Here is a 3391-nt window from a genome sequence, read left to right as displayed (position 1 = left end):
TGGTCGAGGTTGACGGGATGGCTGGCGATGTACGCAAGTTCCGCGGGATCGAAATTGAACTGGCCTGAGATGATGTTCTCGCCAGTTGCGCGGCTGAGCGCCAGATTCGCGTACGCGGAAAAATGCTCATCCTTGTAGTTGGCGGTGAATTCGACGCCGTAGTCGTGGCCGGTCGCGTAGTTATACGGCGTGTTGATCAGGGCGGTGCCGAACTGTCCTTCGTCGAGCAGGTCGGTTGCCTGCTTGTAGTAAGCATCGACGCCTACCGTGATGGGGGAGCCGATGCGCTGGGTTACGCCGATGTCATAGTAATTGCTGCGCTCCGGCTGCACCGGCGAATTTTGCGGACTCGCGGCCTGGTTCGTCGTGTTGTTGAACTGCGCCACCGTGGTCGGCGCGAGCAGCTCGAGTGGCGGGGGCGTGAAATATCGCGCGTAGCCCGCGTGCAGCGTGGTACTCGGCGTTGCCTTGTACACGAGGCCGATGCGTGGGCTCAACTGGCTGGCGTCGACGACCTCGTTCATCATGTCGAAGCGCAACCCGTAATTGAGGATGAGCTTGTCGCTCAGCTTCCACTCGTCTTGCACATAGACGCCGAAGAGCCGGCCGATCGTCGTGCTGGCGCTGTTTATCGTGTTCGGCTGGAACGTGGACTGCGTGCCATCGGGATTAGTCTCGAACACCGAGACGCTATCGTTGGCGACCGCGCTGTCCTGTTCGAAATACACGCCAGCGCGCAGCGTGTGCGAACTGTTCAGCCGGTAGGTGGTATCGCCCTGCAGCCCATTGGCCCAATTGCTGCGGAAGTCCTGCGAGGCGACGCCGGTATAGAGCAGGTCACCGATTGGGTCCGGATTGAACTGCGTGCGCGTGTAGCGCGTGAAGTACGAGAGCTGGTAGTCGAGCTTGTCGCCGTTCGTCCCCTGCAACGCGACGGTCGCGAATTGGGTGAGCTCGCTTTGCGTTTCATTGAGATCGGCCGAATTGACATTGGGCGCGCCAGTAAACGTGTAGCCAGGCGTCACGCCCGGTGTATTCGGGATCTGGAACTGGTTGCTCGCGGTGCCAAAGACGACGCTGACGCGGGTCAGCGGGTTGATCAGGTACGACATGTAGCCGAACGCGTTGCCTTGCCGCGTGTGGTCGTGCAGCGGCGAGCCGTCCGACGTTGGCGCTTCGATGCCGAGATCGTTGACGCCGGCCGAACCGCTGAAGAAGTAGGTCAGCGCGCCCTCGGTGCCGTACACGTTGCCGCTGGTCTGCGCGGTGCCGTGGCTACCGCCGTACATGTCTATCGACCCGCCGTTGCCGCTCTCGCCCGACTTGGTCGTGATGTCGACGATGCCGGCGGTCCGCAACCCGTATTGCGCGGGAAGCGCGCCGGTGAGCAGGTCCACCCGGTCGATGATGCGGGTATCGAAAGACTGGCCGAAGCCGGAGATCGGTTCCGGAATCATGATGCCGTTGATCCGGTACTGCAGGTTCGCGTGTTCCCCTCGCACATGAATCTGGCCGTACGAATCCTGTGCGACGCCGGGCGCTTGCAGCAGCACCTGGTTCAGCGGCGTCGCTTCGCCTTGCGGCATGTTCTTGATGTCCGAGTCGGTAATGCGGTACACACTACTGCCGGTTTCCGGCGACAGTCCGTTGCGCGCCTGGTCCAGGCGCTGGGCGCTGACCCGCACGTCAATCGCGTCGCTTTTTGTAAGCGCGACGGTAACGGAACTTGCCGTTTCGGGGCTGGTGGTGGTGACGCTGCTCCCGCTAGCAAAACCCGTTGCGGTGACAACGATCGCATAGGTTCCCGGCGCGACGTCCTGCACTGAGAAATGCCCGCTTGCGTCGGTTTTTGTTGTTCCTGCCGACGCCCCCGTTGCGGTTTGAAGGACCACCTTGGCGTCCGCTACGGGCTTGCCGAGACTATCCGTAACGAGGCCGCCTACCGAGCCGCCGCTTGGTGCGGCATAGACATGGCCCGATAGCGCTTGCGCGAAGAGCAGCAGCGCAGCGTGAGAGAAAAGTGTGCGATGTTTCATTAAGTTGACTGTCGTTATTGAATAGGTCGCATCGCGCTACGCGGTATCCCCTGCGTCATCGCGCCCAGCTGTCCTTGTCCCAGGCAATACCGCCCTGCGGCCGTGCTTCTAACGCCACCGCTATCGGGATCAGTAACCTTTGCGCGCAAACTCTTAAATACGATGCGGATCGCAATGTTATAACATTGCGTTAAAAAATAATACACGCATGGCGTTTTTTTTCTGGCTGCTGGCTGCATTGCGTGGCGGGTACGAAGGATCACGGGGCGACCGAGCAGGATTCGCACAACCCCTTGATCTCCGTTTCCTGCCCGTTCACAACGAAGTGAGCAGTGCGCGCTGCGCGCTCGAGCTTCCTTCGCAGCGCCTCGTCGCGGACCACCGAAACTGACCCGCAGCGCTTGCACACCATGAAGACCGCGTGCTCTCCATCGACATCGCTGCACGCCATGAAGGTACTGGTCGTTGCGACCCGTCTCACCAGGCCTTGTTCCATCAGGAAATGCAACGCTCGGTAGATGGTGACCGGTGAGGCATTGGCACGGGTCGCGTGCATGTCTTCCAGCAACTGGTACGCCGTGGCGCGGCCGCCCCGGCTCAGCAATAATGCGAGGACCTGTCGGCGCTGGGGCGTCAGCCGATGCCCGCGCAATGCGCAGCGGGCGTCTGCCTGCCGTAAGAATGCATTCGTCGCATGTATTTTGGTCATCGAGTGCTTGCACTATCGTTACGCGTCAAAAGCCGCTTGCTACCTTTCGTAAATCGTGACATCTCCTCGCGAAGCGAAGCCATCGCAGCAGCTACGGGTGGCGACCCATGACTTTTTGTGAGCCTCACTAGCCGGCACCCGTTAGCGCCTTACTCATGTGAACAAGGACACCACCGGTAAACGGCTGGCACTACAGCGATTGGCGGGCTATGGAGTGCCCTACCTGCGGCTTTGCCCAACCCGAACCCATCTCCTCAAAGAGACTGGAATGATATAACATTTCTCCAACCTGCGTTCGGCTCGGTCCACATGAGCAGACAGCATGGTTTGGCGAACGCGTTCTATGAGGCCGCGCACGCCACGATTGAAGTTATTTCCTGTTCCCAATGCGATGTGCGGTTCACTTCGGCCAGGGTCGGCAAATCCCTGGACGCTTTCCTATTGACTACAGCGAGCTACCATGGACGACACACGTGTTCCAGTCACAGTGCTGACTGGTTTTCTGGGCGCGGGCAAGACGACGCTCCTCAATCGTATCCTGAGCGAGAAGCACGGTCTGCGTATTGCCGTGATGGAAAACGAGTTCGGTGAAATTGGCATTGACGATGCGCTGGTGATCAACGCGGACGAAGAAGTGTTCGAGATG

At 60.0% G+C, this 3391-nt stretch carries 3 protein-coding genes; 1 reads left to right on the top strand and 2 read right to left on the bottom strand.

What is annotated here, in order from left to right:
* Positions 1-2036 (bottom strand): TonB-dependent receptor (locus tag QOC89_RS10665; RefSeq protein WP_323044976.1); only part of this gene is annotated, 2036 nt, incomplete at its 3' end.
* A 259-nt stretch (positions 2037-2295) separates the two neighbouring features.
* Complete coding sequence (locus tag QOC89_RS10660) at positions 2296-2745, bottom strand: Fur family transcriptional regulator (protein ID WP_323044975.1); 450 nt, start codon at positions 2743-2745, stop codon at positions 2296-2298.
* A 460-nt stretch (positions 2746-3205) separates the two neighbouring features.
* Between QOC89_RS10660 and QOC89_RS10655 the strand changes: the two genes are divergently transcribed.
* The coding region (locus tag QOC89_RS10655; RefSeq protein ID WP_323044974.1) for a GTP-binding protein at positions 3206-3391 on the top strand (186 nt) is incomplete at its 3' end.

It is taken from the genome of Paraburkholderia sp. (genome assembly GCF_034668105.1).
Taxonomy (GTDB): domain Bacteria; phylum Pseudomonadota; class Gammaproteobacteria; order Burkholderiales; family Burkholderiaceae; genus Paraburkholderia.
Note: the sequence above shows the minus strand (reverse complement) of the source record. Positions and strands in the feature narration are given on the sequence as shown.

Bases quoted from the DNA above. Each gene is read 5' to 3' on its own strand.
- QOC89_RS10660 (WP_323044975.1), bottom strand. From the start codon at position 2,745: ATGACCAAAATACATGCGACGAATGCATTCTTACGGCAGGCAGACGCC.